The following is a 14,128-nucleotide window of genomic DNA, read 5'->3' as shown; positions in this document are numbered from 1 at the left end:
TACCAGAGAAAGTAGAAATGGTAATGCCCGGTGACAACGTAGCCATTACGGTGGAATTAATTACCCCCATTGCTATGGAAAAGGAACTTCGTTTTGCTATCCGTGAAGGTGGCAGAACAGTAGGTGCTGGTGTGGTTTCGGAGATCATCGAATAATAGGTAGGAAACTATGGCTGATTATAAAGGACAAAAAGTTCGTATTCGCTTAAAAGGTTTTGATCATAAATTATTAGATCAAGCCACCGGCGAAATTGTGGAAACTGCCAAGAGAACGGGCGCGCGTTTGTCGGGCCCCATCCCCTTGCCGACCAAAATTGAAAAATATACGGTTTTACGTTCACCTCACGTGGACAAAAAATCGCAAGAGCAGTTCGAAATCAGAACCCATAAAAGGCTTCTGGATATTTTAGAACCTACTCAGCAAACAATCGATTCTTTGATGAAGCTCGATTTGTCGGCTGGTGTGGATGTAGAAATAAAAATGCTCTAAGTTTTTCACTAAGGAGATTATGACTTTTTTACATATTGACTAATTACCCCCTTAGTACAATCAGATCTTTTTTGATTCGTACTTGAGGTGCTGATGAGTTAAGTAAGGAAATTTTATGCCAGGCATTTTAGCTGAAAAAATAGGAATGACCCAAATTTTTAACCCGGAAACCGGCTCTATACCGGTAACTGTTTTAAAAGCGGGACCTTGTACCATCATTATGAAGAAAAGCGAAGAGAAGGACGGCTCTAATAGCGTTCAAATTGGCTTTTTGGAAAAGGATGCGAAAAAGGTGATTAAACCCACAGCGGGTCATTTTACTAAAAAGGGCCTTAAGACTTTTAAGTTCTTAAAGGAAATTAAAACAAGCCATACCGATGCATATACCCCCGGTGACACCATTACGGTGGCCGATTTTATTGTGGGTGAAATTGTGCATGTGTCGGGTACCTCTAAAGGACGCGGATTTCAGGGTGTTATGAAACGTCATAACTTTGCTGGTGGTCGCGATTCTCATGGTTGTTCTATTTCGCACCGTGTTCCTGGTTCTATTGGTCAGCGTACATATCCTGGCCGTGTTATTAAGGGCAAAAAAATGCCCGGCCATATGGGTAACAAACGTGTAACTGTTAAAAATTTAACTGTTGTAGCAGTTGAACCGGAAGAAAATTTAATTTTAATTCGTGGTGCTGTACCTGGCCACAATCATGGGATTGTAGAAATTTATCCGTCTACACCCGATTTTGAAAAGCGTTTAATTGACAAGAAGTCGAAAGCGGCTTCGTAATCAAATATTACTAGAGAGTTATATATGAGCACCATACAAGTCATTGACGAAAAAAATAAGAAGGTTGGCGAAGTAAGTTTGGCAGCTTCTCTCACTGAAGAAAAAGTGAATAAAGCTGTATTGTACGATGCGGTAAAGCGTTATCTTGCTTCTAAGCATCACGGTACTGTACGCACCAAAACTCGCGCCGAAGTAAACTTAACCAACAAAAAAGTATATCGCCAAAAAGGTACTGGTAATGCCCGTCACGGTGCCATGAAGTCGGCTCCTTTCGTAGGTGGTGGTCGTGTTTTTGGTCCTAAGCCCCGCGATTATACTTTGGGCATGAACAAAAAGGTTCGTATTTTGGCTATTCGCGAAGCCTTTAAAAGCCGCGTTGCCGATGGTGCTTTGATTGTGGTGTCGTCTATTCCGTTAACCGAAATTAAAACCAGCAAAGCGAAGGCCTATTTTGAAGGTATTAAAGTAAATGCCGGTTTGGTAATTTTGGAAAATGCCGATAAAAATATTGTGAAGTCGGTACAAAATTTGCGCGATTTTAAAATTTTAAACGCCGATAACTTAAATGTGTTTGATCTTTTGAAATATCCCAAAGTGGTATTAACCCAAAAGGCTTTTGAAGCCGTGAACAGCCGTTATTTGGCTTAGTCTGTTACTAAAAATATTTTGTGCGGGATGCACAAGATGTTTTTAGATGAGAGACTTATCCCGTTTATCGGGGTTAATGTAAGAGGTTATTATGGATTTATATAATGTAATCAACAGACCGCTGGTAACCGAAAAATCGCTGGCTTCGCAAGCTGACGCTAATCGTTACGTGTTTGAAGTAAACCGTGAAGCTACCAAGCTGGATGTAAAAAAGGCTGTAGAAAAATTATTTAAAGTAAATGTGTTGGACGTGAACACGCTTATTACCCGCGGCAAGTTTAAACGCGTGGGTCAAAGTATGGGCAAACGCTCCAATTATAAAAAGGCTTTTGTAACTATCAAGGCCGGACAAAAAATTGAGGTGTTTGAAGGAGTTTAATCATGAAAACCTATAAACCAACAAGTAATGGTATCCGTTTTAGAACCGGTCACGATTTTAACGAAATTACTAAATCGTCGCCCGAAAAATCGTTACTCGCCCCCAAAAGAAAAACGGGTGGTCGTAACTCAAACGGTCATTTAACCTCGCGCGCTATCGGCGGCGGTCATAAACAACGTTATCGCATTATCGATTTCAAGCGCACCAAGCTTGATGTTCCAGGTAAAGTGGTTTCGGTAGAATACGATCCAAACCGTACTTCGCGTATTGCGCTTATTCAATACTTAGATGGTGAAAAGCGTTACATTTTGGCTCCTAACGGTCTTAAGGTAGGTCAAACAGTACTCGCATCCGAAAAAGAAATTGATATTAGCCTCGGAAATTCCTTGCTTATCAAAAATATTCCCACGGGCACTCAGCTTCATAACATCGAGTTAAAACCCGGCAAAGGCGGCCAAATGGCTCGTTCGGCTGGCTCGTTTGCTCAGTTGATGGCTAAAGAAGAAAAATATGCTCAATTAAAATTACCTTCCGGTGAAGTACGCATGGTGCTGGTTAATTGTCGCGCTACTGTAGGTCAGGTGGGTAACTTAGATCACGAAAATATTAGTTATGGTAAAGCCGGTCGTATGCGCTGGTTGGGTGTACGCCCCTTAAGCCGCGGTACGGCAATGAACCCTGTAGATCACCCGCATGGTGGTGGTCATGGTAAGGATCATGGTGGTAGAAACCCTGTAACACCGTGGGGTCAACCTACACAAGGTTATAAGACACGTCAAAACAAGAGAACGGCTAAGTTCATTGTTAAAGACCGTCGCGTTAAATAAAAAGAGGACTTATGGCACGTTCAATTAAAAAAGGACCTTTCATCGATCTGCATCTTGCTAAAAAAGTGGAAGATGCTGTTAAAACAAACAACCGCAAGGTTATTAAAACCTGGTCGCGTCGTTCTACCATCACTCCCGATTTTATTGGGCTTACACTGTCGGTGCATAACGGTCGTAAATTTGTGCCGGTGTTTGTAACCGATAACATGGTAGGACACAAGTTGGGCGAATTCGCTCCTACACGTACCTTTACCGTTCACTCGGGTGATCGCAAGGCAGGAAAGGCAGAATAATTATGGAAGCTCAAGCAACTTTTAAAAACATCCGCTGCACACCGCGTAAACTGCGTTTGGTAGTGGATCAGGTAAGAGGTAAAAAAGTGGAAGACGCTTTAAACCTCCTTAAATTTGAACGCAAGGTCATCTCTAAAGATGTGGCCAAGCTTATTCGTTCGGCTGTTGCCAACGCTACTCAAAAAGGTGGTGTTCGCGCCGATACTTTGTTTGTAAAAAAGATTTTGGTTAATCCGGCTACCATCATGAAGCGCATTATGCCTCGCGCTCGTGGGTCGGCTTCGTCATTATATAAACGCATGTCACACATCCACGTGGTTGTGGGTGACAAGTAACTAAGCAGTCCTTACTGCTGCTATCAAACGATCTGCTTGGTCCTGAGTAGATGATTGTTTGAAGTAGCAAGGGTGAAATTGCTCAGGAGAAGGGATAAACGTGGGACAGAAAATACATCCGGTTGGTTTTAGAGTGGGCGTTATCCGCCCCTGGTTGTCGAAATGGTATTCTAAAAAGGATTATGCGCGCTGGTTGCACGAAGACATCCGTTTTAGAAAAATTGTAAAAGACCGTCTTAAATCTATGGGCGTGGCTAAAATTGAAATTGAACGTGCCGCAACCAAGGTAAAGATAAATATCCATACTTCACGTCCCGGTTTGGTTATTGGTAAAAAAGGCAGTGGTATTGATACCATTAAAGCTGAATTGCAAAAGTCTACCACCAACACGGTATTTTTAAACATTATCGAAGTGCGTAAAGCCGAGCTGGATGCCATGCTTGTTGCCGAAAATATTGCGTTACAAATTGAACGCCGTGTGTCGTATCGCCGCGCTATGAAAAAGGCCGTGCAAACCACCATGAAATTTGGCGCTAAAGGAATTAAAGTAAAATGTGGCGGTCGTTTAGCAGGCAGCGAAATTGCTCGTGTTGAATGGTACCGAGAAGGTCGTGTGCCTCTTCATACATTACGTGCCGATATCGATTATGCATTGGCCGAAGCTCATACAACCTATGGTGTAATTGGGATTAAAGTTTGGATTTATCGCGGTGACGTGGTGATTCAGTAAGGAGAATTAACTTATGTTGATGCCTAAAAAAGTAAAGTATCGCAAACAGCAAAAAGGCCGTCTTAGGGGCAAAGCCCGTAGCGGTTACAATTTGGCATTTGGCGATTATGCTCTGCAAGTTTTGGAAACCGGCTGGGTAACCGCTCGTCAAATTGAAGCGGCCCGTATTGCTATGACACGCGCCATTAAAAGAGGTGGTCGTGTATGGATTCGTCTTTTTCCCGATAAGCCTTTAAGTAAAAAGCCGCTTGAAACTCGTATGGGTAGCGGTAAGGGCGCCACCGAATTATGGGTAGCACCGGTAAAAATTGGACGTATTTTGTTTGAAATGGAAGGCGTTGATAATGCCGTGGCTAAAGAAGCCTTAACCCTTGCCAAACATAAATTAGGTTTAAAAACTAAAATCATTACCAGGGAGAATTACCGTGAAGCCTAGTGAATTAAAAGATAAGTCCCAGGCCGAGCTGGATAAGCTTGTAGCCGAGTGGAAAGAAGAGCTGTTTGGTTTAAAACTTAAAAAGTCTACCAACCAGTTAGATAAAACGCACCGCTTGGGAGAAATTAAAAAAGATATCGCCCGTGTGGCAACCATGAAGAATGCGAAGAAGGGATAAGTATGACCGTTGAAAGAAAAACAAAAGAAGGCATTGTGATTAGCGATAAGATGGCAAAAACAGCCGTTGTTGAGGTTGTACGTCGCGTTCGCGATCCTATCTTTGGAAAATTTTTGACCAAGAAGAAAAAATTCAAGGTTCATGACGAAAAAAACGAATGCGCCGTGGGTGACCGCGTAGCCATCCAAGAATGCAAACCCATTAGTAAAACCAAAAGATGGGTTGTTACTCAGGTGGTTGAAAAGGGCGCTAACTTATAAAAAGATCGGAAGCTTACCATGATACAAATGCAAACCATGCTTAATTCGGCCGATAACTCTGGTGCAAAAAAACTTTTTTGCATCAAAGTATTAGGCGGAAGTAAAAGACGTTATGCCACCATTGGTGATGTAATTGTTGTGGCTGTAAAAGAAGCCTTACCCAATGCTAAGGTAAAAAAAGGCGATGTAAAAAAAGGAGTAGTGGTGAGAACCCGTAAGGAAATTCGCCGCCCCGATGGTACCTATATTCGCTTTGATGAAAATTCGGCGGTGTTAATTGATAATAACGGCGAGCCTATTGGTACCCGTATTTTTGGGCCCGTGGCCAGAGAATTGCGCGCGAAGAAATATATGAAGATCATTTCGCTCGCTCCGGAGGTATTATAATATGGGATATGCAATTAAAAAAGGCGACTTGGTAAAAGTGATCGCCGGAAAAGATAAAGGTAAAACGGGGAAAATTATTCGTATTTTACCCGAAAAAGATCGTGCGTTGGTGGAAAAAATCAACATGATTAAGCGCCATACACGCCCTAATCAAAAAAATCCCCAAGGTGGCATTGTGGAAAAGGAAGCTTCTATCCATATTTCCAATCTCATGTATTTTGACGAAAAGAAAAATCGTACGGTACGTGTGGGTGCTAAAGTTGATTCTAAAGGAAATAAAGTACGTGCTTTTAAAAAAGCCGGTGAAGTTAAGGCTGAATAAAGACTTAAGAGGTAATTATGCTTGAAAAATTTTACAAAGAACAGGTTGTGCCAAAGTTAAAAGCTGAATTGGGTATTACCAATATCATGCGTTTACCTAAGCTTACCAAAATTGTGATCAACAGCTCCACATCGGATGCGCTCCAAAATAGCAAAATTTTGGATACCATTGCCGCTGATTTAACCGTTATTACCGGTCAAAAAGCTGTTATTACCAAGGCTAAAAAATCGATTGCTACCTTCAAATTACGCGAAGGCCAAGCTATTGGTTGCCGCGTGACACTGCGTCGCAAGCGTATGTATGAATTTTTGAATCGTTTCGCCAACGTGGCCTTGCCCCGTGCGCGCGATTTTAAGGGTTTAAATAAACGCGGCTTTGACGGACGTGGTAATTATACCTGTGGTATTACCGAACACATTATTTTCCCTGAAATTGTAGCCGACCGCATTGAAAAAAGCCGCGGCATGAACATTACTTTTGTAACAACCGCCCAAAATGACAAAGAAGGAGAATTGCTCCTTCGTGCATTAGGGCTGCCTTTACGTACTTAATTTTGTAAGGAAGAAATCATGGCTAAAACATCGCTAAGAATTAAAGCAGCAAGAAAACCCAAGTTTAAGGTACGCGCCTATAGAAGATGCCCTTTATGTGGCAGATCACGCGCTTATTTACGGCGCTTTAACATGTGCCGTTTGTGCTTTCGTAAAAGAGCGCATTTAGGTGAAATTCCCGGTGTAACAAAATCCAGCTGGTAAGAGGTAAATTATGACAGATCCAATTGCAGATTTATTAACAAGAATCAGAAACGGCATCAAAGCCCGTAAGGAATACGTGATGGTGCCGGCTTCTAAAGTTAAAGAACAGATCGTAAAGATCTTAAAAGAGGAGGGCTTTGTATCGCAGTATGTGATGGAAGAAAAAGCGCCTCAGTCGGAGATGAAAGTATTTTTAAAGTACGACATGAACCGCGATTCGGCTATTCGTCGCATTAAACGCGTGTCGCGTCCTGGTCGTCGTGTTTATCACGGCTATCGTGAAATTAAGCCGTTCTTAAAAGGCATTGGCTTACGCATTTTATCAACACCCCAAGGGATGATTACCGATAAAAAAGCCCGCGCTAATAAAGTTGGTGGTGAAGTGATTTGTGAGGTGAATTAAGTTTATCATTATTTGGAGTTTTTATGTCGAGAACAGGAAAAAGACCGGTAATTATCCCGGATAAAGTAAAAGTAAATGTGGCTAACAATGCTGTTAACGTTGAAGGGCCTCAGGGTAAATTAAGCCGCCCTTTAAATGCCTTAACCACGGTTAACGTAGACAAAGGTCAAGTTATTGTTACCCGCAAGGATGATAGTCTTGAAGCCAAAGCCGCCCATGGTTTGGTACGTGCCCTCATCAAAAATATGATTGAAGGTGTTTCTCAAGGTTTTACCAAAATTTTAGATATTGAAGGCGTGGGTTACAGAGCTGAAATGAAGGGCAGTACGCTCAGCATGACACTTGGTTTCTCACACCCCGTTGATTTTAAAGTACCCGACGGTATTAAGATTGCCGTTGAAAAACAAACCCGCATTACGGTGAGTGGACCTGACCGTGAAAAAGTGGGGCAAACCACCGCCAATATTCGCGGCTACAAACCTCCCGAACCTTACAAGGGTAAGGGGATTCGTTATGCCGACGAAGTGATCCAACGTAAAGTGGGTAAGGCTGCGGCCAGTGGAGGAGCTAAGTAATATGCCAAAAAGTAAATTAGAAGGACGTTTGTCCCGTAAAGTTAGAATTCGTAAAAAAATTCTGGGTTCTCCCGAATGCCCCCGTCTTTCGGTGTATCGTAGCTTAAAGCATGTTTATGCTCAGGTTATTGACGATATTTCGGGTAAAACATTGGTAAATGCCAGCACGCTTAAAACCGGCAAGGCTTCTGCTAATAAAACAGCTGCTGCCGAAGTAGGTAAGCTTGTTGCCGAAAAAGCATTGGCTGCCAATATTAACCGTGTTGCTTTCGACCGTAACGGTTTTCGTTACCATGGCGTAATTAAATCTCTGGCCGATGCGGCCCGTGAATCGGGATTAAAATTTTAATTGAAGGATTAATATGAGCGAACAAAGAAACGATAGAAATGACAGAAATGACAGAAACGACAGAAATGAAGACGTTGAAGGGCCGGTATTTACCGATCGCGTAGTAAATATTTCGCGCGTGGCTAAAGTGGTAAAAGGCGGACGTCGTTTCAGCTTTTCGGCTTTAATTGTAGTGGGCGATGGCAATGGCAAAGTAGGTTATGGTTTGGGTAAAGCTGGTGAAGTTCCTGATGCTATTAAAAAGGGTGCCTTGCGTGCCAGAAAAAATTTAATCAATGTTCCCATTGTAGAAGGTACTGTGCCTCACGATGTGTTGGGTAAATATGGTGCTTCTAAAGTTTTGATGCGTGCCGCTCATGCCGGTACTGGTGTTATTGCTGGTGGTGTGTCGCGTGCTGTATTTGAAGCGGCTGGCATCCATAATATTTTATCCAAATGTATTGGTCCATCTAATCCTCACAACGTGATCAAGGCTACTTTTGAAGGTCTATTAAGTCTTAAGTTAGGTCGTGCTGGTACTGCTAAAGCCACCCGTTTAAAACGTTTAGAAGTGGCTCCTGTAGAAACAGTAGAAAAATTATTTAGCGAAGTGGATGTGGAACCTGTTGTAACAGAACCCACACCCGATGGATCGGCTACAGCTTAATCCCGATAAGCGGGATAAGTCTCTTATCTAAAAATATCTTGTGCACTCTGTACAAAATATTTTTAGTAAGAGACTAATAGTTTGGAGATTTTATGAGTGGAAAGAAAATTAAAGTTAAATTGGTTCACAGCGCCATTGGCCGCACCAAAAGACAAAAAGATACGGTAAGAGGTTTGGGTTTTACCAGACTTAATCAAACCGTTGAACTGGTTGATAACCCGGCTATTCGCGGGATGATTGGCAAGGTATCGCACCTGGTGCAAGTTGTAGAATCTTAAAAAGAAGAAGGAATGACTATGTTACTCAATAATTTAAGACCTCCTAAAGGCGCTGTTAAAAACCGTACTCGTTTGGGTCGCGGTGAATCGTCGGGTTTAGGTAAAACTTCTGGTAAAGGACACAAGGGGCAAAAGGCCCGTGCCGGTGGTTATCATAAAACCGGTTTTGAAGGCGGACAGATGCCTTTGCAACGCCGTATGCCTAAAAGAGGTTTCCATAACTTTACTCGCGAAGACTATACAGTCATTAACGTGGGACAATTGGCAAAACTTTCTGCCAATGCCGAAGTAGATGGTGCTTTTTTAAAGGCTAACGGTATTGTTAAAAATTTAAGAAGTGGCGGCGTGCGCGTGTTGGGTAATGGTGATTTGGGTGTAGCGCTTACCATTAAGGCAACACACTTTTCGGCCAGTGCTAAAGAAAAAATTGAAAAAGCCGGCGGTAAAGCGGTTGTTATTGATTAAACAAAGGGGGGGATGTGGCTGAAGGCGGAATGGGAGTTTTGGCAAAATTGCCCGAACTCAGAAAAAGAATACTTTTTACGCTGATGATGCTGGCTGTTTATCGCATTGGCGTGTTTGTTCCCACTCCAGGTATTAGGGTGGAGGCCTTGGCTAAGGTTTTTTCGCAAGGTACGGTCTTTGAAATTTTTAATATGTTTTCGGGCGGCGCGCTGCAGCAGTTTTCGGTAATTGCTTTAGGTATTATGCCTTACATCAGCGCGTCCATTATTTTGCAGCTTCTTACGGTATCTATCCCGTCGCTCCAAAAGCTTTCTAAGGAAGAGGGCGAGTACGGGCGTAAAAAGATTACGCAATATACCCGTTACGGCACAGTTGTGTTGTCACTTATTCAGGGTTTTGGCATTAGCGTTGGTTTAGAACGTCAGGGTGTGCTTCTTCCTGGTGTGGGTGGCCCAATGTTCTACATCACAACCATGCTCACATTAGCTGCCGGTACGGCTTTTTTGATGTGGTTGGGAGAACAAATATCGGAACGTGGCATTGGTAACGGTATTTCGCTCATTATCTTTTCTGGTATTGTTACTCGTATTCCGGGCTCTTTTCGCGATGCTTGGAATACAAAGCAGCAATTTGGCGATTTTATCGGCTTTTTGCTCTTGCTTGCTTTTATTTTTATCATTGTGTCACTGATTGTGTACTTTGAAAGAAGCCAGCGTCGTATTCCTATCAACTATGCTAAACGCGTAGTGGGTAACAAAATGTACGGCGGGCAAAGCACGCATTTGCCGCTTAAGTTGAATATGGCGGGTGTAATCCCGGCCATTTTTTCGTCTTCCATTATTTTATTTCCGGCAACACTGGCCCAGTTTTGGAAGAACGATGTGATGAATACCTTAGCCCAGGTGTTAACCTCGGGATGGTTTCATAACTTGCTGTATGTATCGCTTATTATTTTCTTTTGTTATTTTTACACAGCGGTCACGTTTAACCCGCTCGATATTGCAGAAAATTTGAAAAAGAACGGTGGGTATGTGCCAGGGATACGTCCTGGTAAATCAACCTCCGATTATATCGACCGCATTTTAAGCCGTATTACTTTAGGCGGTGCTTTATATATAGCTGGCGTGTGTATTTTACCCACGCTGCTGATTAGCCAGTTTAATATTCCACCAGGACTTGCGCAAACATTTGGTGGAACCTCGCTTTTGATTGTGGTGGGCGTGGGAATGGACACCATTGCCCAAATAGAATCCCATTTACTCTCGCGCAGCTACGAGGGGTTTTTGGGAGGAAAGGCCGGAAAGTTTAAGGGGAGAAGAAGTTGAAATTGATCCTTCTAGGACCTCCAGGTTCGGGCAAGGGTACCCAGTCGCGCCGCATTTGTGAGCGCTACAAGGTGCCGCAAATTTCAACAGGTGAAATTTTTCGTGAAGCAATTCGCGAGAGAACACCGTTGGGATTGAAAGCCAAAACCTATATTAATGCTGGGCAATTGGTGCCCGATCAGTTGGTCATTGACATTATTGAAGATAGAATTTCACGACAAGACTGTAAAAACGGTTTTGTTTTGGATGGTTTCCCCCGAACGGTGGGACAAGCCGAGGCTTTAAGTAAAATGGCGAATGCGAGTGGGGTTTTTACCATTTCGTTTCAAGTAAACGAAGATGAATTGGTAAAACGCTTGTCAAGCCGCCGTACTTGTAAAGATTGCGGTACTGGTTATCACCTTTTATTTAGCCCTCCTAAAAAGGAAGGAAAGTGTGATCAGTGTGGAGGCAACTTATATCAACGAGATGACGATAAACCCGAAACTATCCGCAAGAGACTTACGGTTTATAAAAACCAAACAGCTCCTGTAAGCGAGTATTACAAAAAGTTGGGAAAACTCGCTTCGGTAGATGGGATGGGAGAAGTAAACAAGATTTTTGGATTGATTGAGAAAGCGATAGAGGATTTGACGTGATTATTCTGAAGTCGCCAGATGAGATTGAAAAAATGGCCAAGGCAAATCGCATTGTGGCCACGGTTCTTTTAAAATTAAAGGAGATGGTGTCTCCCGGTATTACAACCGACGATTTAGATAAAGTAGCCAATGAAACCATTAAAAAAATGGGAGGCATTCCTACTTTTGTGGGTTACCGTGGGTATCCTAAATCACTGTGTACCTCGGTAAACGAGGAAGTGGTTCATGGAATTCCAGGGAAAAAAGTTTTGAATGAAGGAGATATTATAGGAATTGACTGCGGAGCCACATACGAAGGTTTTGTAGGAGATTCGGCTGTAACGGTGGGTGTGGGTAAGGTGAGTGCCGAAGCTCAGAAGTTGATGGATGTGACGCGCGTGAGTTTAGATTTAGGAATTGAGCAAGTAGTAGCCGGTAACCGCATTGGTGATATTGGACACGCGGTTCAGCAGTATGCCGAAGCTCATGGTTATAGTGTAGTACGCGATTTTGTAGGCCATGGTATTGGACGTCAGATGCATGAAGAACCACAGGTTCCTAATTATGGTGAAAAGGGAACCGGCCCGCGTATTAAAGTGGGAATGGTTTTAGCAATTGAACCCATGATCAACATGGGAGTGGCCGAAGTAGAAGTTTTAAAAGATGACTGGACCGTGGTGACCAAAGATAGAAAATGGTCGGCTCATTTTGAACACTCCATCGCCTGTACAGAAAAAGGGCCATGGATATTAAGTAAGATATAAAAAGGATGTGCGGTAAAACGTACAGTTGAGTGTACAAACTATGGCAAAAGAAGATTCCATTGAAGTGGAAGGAAAAGTTTTAGAACCTCTGCCTAATGCTATGTTTAAAGTGGAGCTAGCAAACGGGCATAAGGTTTTAGCGCATATTTCGGGTAAGATGCGGATGCATTTCATCAAAATTTTACCCGGCGATAAAGTGAAGGTTGAGTTGTCCCCCTACGATTTAACTCGGGGACGCATCACCTTTAGAGAAAAATAAGGAAGTTATGAAAGTAAGATCATCTGTAAAAAAAATTTGTGAAAACTGCAAAATCATCCGTCGCGCCGGTCGTGTTCGCGTGATTTGTAAAACAAAGAAACATAAACAACGTCAAGGATAAGAGGTTAACATGCCAAGAATAGCGGGTATTGATATCCCGAAAAACAAGAAGATTGGAGTGGCGCTTACCTATATTTACGGTATTGGCAACTCCCGTTCGGAGAATATTTTAACAGAAGCAGGGATTAACGCCCAACAGCGTGCCGAAGAATTGTCGGATGAAGACGTGGCCAAAATCCGCGCTATTATCGATGCTAAGTATCCGGTGGAAGGTAACTTGCGTCGTGAAGTAGCCTTAAGTATCAAACGCTTGATGGACTTGGGAACTTACCGCGGCTCGCGTCACAAAAAAGGATTGCCGGCAAGAGGTCAGAGAACAAAAACCAATTCACGTACACGGAAGGGTCCGCGCAAAACAGTTGCCGGTAAGAAAAAAGCCCCAACGGGTAAATAACGAGGACTTAATATGGCAAATAAACAAAAATTACCCACTGTATCGGGAGAAGCTGGTGCAACCGCTGCTGCGCCCGATAAAAAGGCTTATAAAAGGAAGAAGGCAAAAAAGAACGTGTCGGCTGGTGTTATTCACGTGCAGGCTACGTTTAACAACACCATTATCACCATTACCGATACCCAGGGAAACACCTTGGCTTGGAGTTCGGCGGGTGCCAAAGGGTTTAAGGGGTCGCGTAAATCAACTCCTTTTGCTGCCCAAATTGCAGGTGAAGAGGCTGCTCGTAAAGCGATGGAATCCGGTTTGCGTTCTGCTACTGCTGTGGTTTCGGGTCCGGGGTCGGGTCGTGAATCCGCGTTGCGCGCTTGCGCTTCGGTTGGTATTCGCATTTTAAAAATCCAGGATGTAACTCCGATTCCGCACAACGGATGTCGGCCCCCTAAACGGAGGAGAGTATAATTTATGGCTCGTTATAGTGATTCAGTATGCCGCTTATGTCGGCGCGAAGGTTTGAAGTTATTTTTAAAAGGCGATCGTTGCTACACTGAAAAGTGTGCTATCGAGCGTCGTGAATACGGTCCGGGTCAACATGCCCAAAACCGTCGCACCAAACGTTCGGAGTTTGGTGTTCAATTGCGTGAAAAGCAGAAGGTAAAAACTCTGTACGGCGTTCTTGAACGTCAGTTTCGTCGCATTTTTGAACGTGCCGAACGGATGAAGGGTGTAACCGGTGACAACTTGCTTCAGCTTTTGGAAGCCCGCATGGATAATCTTATTTATCGTATGGGTTTTGCCAACTCGCGTTCCGAAGCCCGTTTGCTTATTGGTCAAAATCATTTTTTGGTTAACGGTAAAAAGGTGAATATCCCATCTATTACCTTAAAAGCAGGTGATGTGATTGGCGTGAAGGACAAAAGCCGCAAAGTAACCCGTATTTTGGGTGCTTTGGAAGCGTCCGATCGTCGTGGGGTACCTGAATGGTTGCTTGTTAACAAAGAAAAATTTGAAGGAACTGTAAAGGCTTTGCCTGACAGAGCCCAAATTACCATGCCCATTAATGAAAATCTCATTATTGAGCATTATTCGAAATAAAGTTTTAAGTTTATA

At 43.1% G+C, this 14,128-nt stretch carries 30 protein-coding genes; all 30 read left to right on the top strand.

Annotation, left to right across the window (positions count from 1 at the left end; translation table 11 throughout):
- On the top strand, nt 1-155 hold a 155-nt coding region (gene tuf, locus K1X76_04880; GenBank protein ID MBX7148398.1), incomplete at its 5' end, for an elongation factor Tu.
- A gap of 13 nt (nt 156-168) precedes the next feature.
- A complete protein-coding gene (rpsJ, locus tag K1X76_04875; protein MBX7148397.1) occupies nt 169-489 on the top strand; it encodes a 30S ribosomal protein S10 in 321 nt (106 codons plus the stop codon).
- Nucleotides 490-604: 115 nt separating this feature from the next.
- On the top strand, nt 605-1,276 hold the full coding sequence (gene rplC / locus K1X76_04870) for a 50S ribosomal protein L3 (protein ID MBX7148396.1): 672 nt from the start codon (nt 605-607) through the stop codon (nt 1,274-1,276).
- 24 nt (nt 1,277-1,300) lie between these two features.
- Nucleotides 1,301-1,924, top strand: a complete 624-nt coding sequence (gene rplD / locus K1X76_04865) for a 50S ribosomal protein L4 (GenBank protein MBX7148395.1) — start codon at nt 1,301-1,303, stop codon at nt 1,922-1,924.
- A 91-nt stretch (nt 1,925-2,015) separates the two neighbouring features.
- Nucleotides 2,016-2,303: a 50S ribosomal protein L23 gene (locus K1X76_04860; GenBank protein MBX7148394.1), complete on the top strand. Its 288-nt coding sequence runs from the start codon at nt 2,016-2,018 to the stop codon at nt 2,301-2,303.
- A 2-nt stretch (nt 2,304-2,305) separates the two neighbouring features.
- Entirely contained in the window at nt 2,306-3,130 is an 825-nt protein-coding gene (gene rplB / locus K1X76_04855) for a 50S ribosomal protein L2 (protein ID MBX7148393.1), read from the top strand.
- A gap of 11 nt (nt 3,131-3,141) precedes the next feature.
- Nucleotides 3,142-3,423: a 30S ribosomal protein S19 gene (rpsS, locus tag K1X76_04850; GenBank protein MBX7148392.1), complete on the top strand. Its 282-nt coding sequence runs from the start codon at nt 3,142-3,144 to the stop codon at nt 3,421-3,423.
- A gap of 2 nt (nt 3,424-3,425) precedes the next feature.
- Nucleotides 3,426-3,758 carry a 50S ribosomal protein L22 gene (rplV, locus tag K1X76_04845; GenBank protein MBX7148391.1) on the top strand — a complete coding sequence of 111 codons (333 nt, stop codon included), beginning with the start codon at nt 3,426-3,428 and terminating at the stop codon, nt 3,756-3,758.
- A gap of 100 nt (nt 3,759-3,858) precedes the next feature.
- Nucleotides 3,859-4,488, top strand: a complete 630-nt coding sequence (gene rpsC, locus K1X76_04840; protein MBX7148390.1) for a 30S ribosomal protein S3 — start codon at nt 3,859-3,861, stop codon at nt 4,486-4,488.
- A 13-nt stretch (nt 4,489-4,501) separates the two neighbouring features.
- Nucleotides 4,502-4,924 carry a 50S ribosomal protein L16 gene (rplP, locus tag K1X76_04835; GenBank protein MBX7148389.1) on the top strand — a complete coding sequence of 141 codons (423 nt, stop codon included), beginning with the start codon at nt 4,502-4,504 and terminating at the stop codon, nt 4,922-4,924.
- A complete protein-coding gene (gene rpmC, locus K1X76_04830) occupies nt 4,914-5,102 on the top strand; it encodes a 50S ribosomal protein L29 (GenBank protein MBX7148388.1) in 189 nt (62 codons plus the stop codon). The genes rplP and rpmC overlap by 11 nt, the downstream gene beginning before the upstream one ends.
- 2 nt (nt 5,103-5,104) lie before the next feature.
- Complete coding sequence (gene rpsQ, locus K1X76_04825; GenBank protein ID MBX7148387.1) at nt 5,105-5,362, top strand: 30S ribosomal protein S17; 258 nt, start codon at nt 5,105-5,107, stop codon at nt 5,360-5,362.
- 18 nt (nt 5,363-5,380) lie between these two features.
- On the top strand, nt 5,381-5,749 hold the full coding sequence (rplN, locus tag K1X76_04820) for a 50S ribosomal protein L14 (GenBank protein MBX7148386.1): 369 nt from the start codon (nt 5,381-5,383) through the stop codon (nt 5,747-5,749).
- A 1-nt stretch (nt 5,750) separates the two neighbouring features.
- Nucleotides 5,751-6,071 carry a 50S ribosomal protein L24 gene (gene rplX, locus K1X76_04815; GenBank protein MBX7148385.1) on the top strand — a complete coding sequence of 107 codons (321 nt, stop codon included), beginning with the start codon at nt 5,751-5,753 and terminating at the stop codon, nt 6,069-6,071.
- Between the two features lie 17 nt (nt 6,072-6,088).
- On the top strand, nt 6,089-6,622 hold the full coding sequence (gene rplE, locus K1X76_04810) for a 50S ribosomal protein L5 (GenBank protein ID MBX7148384.1): 534 nt from the start codon (nt 6,089-6,091) through the stop codon (nt 6,620-6,622).
- Between the two features lie 18 nt (nt 6,623-6,640).
- On the top strand, nt 6,641-6,826 hold the full coding sequence (locus K1X76_04805; protein ID MBX7148383.1) for a type Z 30S ribosomal protein S14: 186 nt from the start codon (nt 6,641-6,643) through the stop codon (nt 6,824-6,826).
- Nucleotides 6,827-6,836: 10 nt separating this feature from the next.
- Nucleotides 6,837-7,229, top strand: coding sequence for a 30S ribosomal protein S8 (gene rpsH, locus K1X76_04800; protein ID MBX7148382.1), 393 nt, complete (start codon nt 6,837-6,839; stop codon nt 7,227-7,229).
- A gap of 23 nt (nt 7,230-7,252) precedes the next feature.
- Complete coding sequence (gene rplF / locus K1X76_04795) at nt 7,253-7,804, top strand: 50S ribosomal protein L6 (GenBank protein MBX7148381.1); 552 nt, start codon at nt 7,253-7,255, stop codon at nt 7,802-7,804.
- Between the two features lies 1 nt (nt 7,805).
- Nucleotides 7,806-8,153, top strand: coding sequence for a 50S ribosomal protein L18 (rplR, locus tag K1X76_04790; GenBank protein MBX7148380.1), 348 nt, complete (start codon nt 7,806-7,808; stop codon nt 8,151-8,153).
- Nucleotides 8,154-8,166: 13 nt separating this feature from the next.
- Entirely contained in the window at nt 8,167-8,799 is a 633-nt protein-coding gene (rpsE, locus tag K1X76_04785) for a 30S ribosomal protein S5 (GenBank protein MBX7148379.1), read from the top strand.
- 92 nt (nt 8,800-8,891) lie between these two features.
- Nucleotides 8,892-9,077 carry a 50S ribosomal protein L30 gene (rpmD, locus tag K1X76_04780; protein ID MBX7148378.1) on the top strand — a complete coding sequence of 62 codons (186 nt, stop codon included), beginning with the start codon at nt 8,892-8,894 and terminating at the stop codon, nt 9,075-9,077.
- Between the two features lie 18 nt (nt 9,078-9,095).
- Nucleotides 9,096-9,542, top strand: a complete 447-nt coding sequence (rplO, locus tag K1X76_04775; protein ID MBX7148377.1) for a 50S ribosomal protein L15 — start codon at nt 9,096-9,098, stop codon at nt 9,540-9,542.
- Between the two features lie 29 nt (nt 9,543-9,571).
- Complete coding sequence (gene secY / locus K1X76_04770; GenBank protein ID MBX7148376.1) at nt 9,572-10,867, top strand: preprotein translocase subunit SecY; 1,296 nt, start codon at nt 9,572-9,574, stop codon at nt 10,865-10,867.
- On the top strand, nt 10,864-11,505 hold the full coding sequence (locus K1X76_04765) for an adenylate kinase (GenBank protein ID MBX7148375.1): 642 nt from the start codon (nt 10,864-10,866) through the stop codon (nt 11,503-11,505). The genes secY and K1X76_04765 overlap by 4 nt, the downstream gene beginning before the upstream one ends.
- Nucleotides 11,502-12,248: a type I methionyl aminopeptidase gene (map, locus tag K1X76_04760; GenBank protein ID MBX7148374.1), complete on the top strand. Its 747-nt coding sequence runs from the start codon at nt 11,502-11,504 to the stop codon at nt 12,246-12,248. The genes K1X76_04765 and map overlap by 4 nt, the downstream gene beginning before the upstream one ends.
- A gap of 40 nt (nt 12,249-12,288) precedes the next feature.
- Complete coding sequence (gene infA, locus K1X76_04755) at nt 12,289-12,507, top strand: translation initiation factor IF-1 (GenBank protein MBX7148373.1); 219 nt, start codon at nt 12,289-12,291, stop codon at nt 12,505-12,507.
- 7 nt (nt 12,508-12,514) lie between these two features.
- Nucleotides 12,515-12,628 (top strand): 50S ribosomal protein L36, encoded by a 114-nt coding sequence (rpmJ, locus tag K1X76_04750; protein MBX7148372.1) that lies wholly within the window; start codon nt 12,515-12,517, stop codon nt 12,626-12,628.
- Between the two features lie 9 nt (nt 12,629-12,637).
- Nucleotides 12,638-13,021: a 30S ribosomal protein S13 gene (gene rpsM / locus K1X76_04745; GenBank protein ID MBX7148371.1), complete on the top strand. Its 384-nt coding sequence runs from the start codon at nt 12,638-12,640 to the stop codon at nt 13,019-13,021.
- Nucleotides 13,022-13,033: 12 nt separating this feature from the next.
- A complete protein-coding gene (gene rpsK / locus K1X76_04740; protein MBX7148370.1) occupies nt 13,034-13,480 on the top strand; it encodes a 30S ribosomal protein S11 in 447 nt (148 codons plus the stop codon).
- A gap of 3 nt (nt 13,481-13,483) precedes the next feature.
- Nucleotides 13,484-14,113, top strand: coding sequence for a 30S ribosomal protein S4 (rpsD, locus tag K1X76_04735; protein MBX7148369.1), 630 nt, complete (start codon nt 13,484-13,486; stop codon nt 14,111-14,113).
- The last annotated feature ends 15 nt before the right edge of the window (nt 14,114-14,128 follow it).

Source organism: bacterium (assembly GCA_019695305.1).
Taxonomy (GTDB): Bacteria; UBA10199; UBA10199; order UBA10199; family JAIBAG01; genus JAIBAG01.
The sequence above is the reverse complement of the archived record's forward strand: the minus strand, read 5'-3'. Positions and strand labels throughout refer to the sequence as shown.